Genomic DNA, 742 nt, shown 5'->3' on the forward strand with positions numbered 1-742 from the left:
TGCCCACGGTCTTCACGAAGAACCGGGAGCGTCTGATCAAGCACGATGCCGTGATCGAATTCTTCAACGCCGTAGTGGCCATCGCCGAGAAGAAGTGCCTGCTCTCGGGGGAGCATTTCAGCGTGGACGGCACGTTGATCCAGGCGTGGGCCGGACACAAGAGCTTCGTACGCAAGAACGGTGACGATCAGGACAACGATGGTAGCGGCGCGGGCGACTTCAAGGGCGAGAAACGCAGCAACGAGACACATCAGTCGAGGACCGATCCAGATGCGCAGCTCTATCGCAAAGGCAAAACGGCCAGCGAATTGCGGTACATGGGCCATACGCTGACCGATAACCGGCACGGCCTGGTGGTCAATGCGCGCGTGACACGCGCCGACGGGCATGCAGAGCGTGAAGCCGCCAAGATCATGATCCACGACGCGCGGCAAGCGGCAGAGGATCCGAACGTAGAAATTACGTTGGGTGCAGACAAGGGTTACGACGCTCAGGAATTCATCGAGGCGTGCCAACAGATGAAGGTCACACCGCACGTTGCGCAAAACACCTCGGGGCGACGTTCGGCAGTGCCCGATACGATTGCCTCGAGCGCGGGCTACGCCATTTCGCAGCAAAAGCGGAAGTTGATCGAACAAGGTTTCGGCTGGGCCAAGACCGTAGGGCGCATGCGCCAGGTGATGGTGCGCGGCTTGAAGAAGGTGGACCAGATGTTCGTGTTGAACATGACGGCCTATAACCT

Annotated in this window: 1 protein-coding gene; it reads left to right on the plus strand. The window is 59.3% G+C overall.

Features of this window, described 5'->3' with window-relative positions; genetic code table 11:
* Positions 1-742: IS5 family transposase (locus AB3X96_RS42550; protein ID WP_368594421.1), on the plus strand; the 742-nt coding region annotated here is incomplete at both ends.

The sequence above is a fragment of the Paraburkholderia sp. BR13439 genome (assembly GCF_040948805.1).
Taxonomy (GTDB): Bacteria; Pseudomonadota; Gammaproteobacteria; order Burkholderiales; family Burkholderiaceae; genus Paraburkholderia; species Paraburkholderia youngii.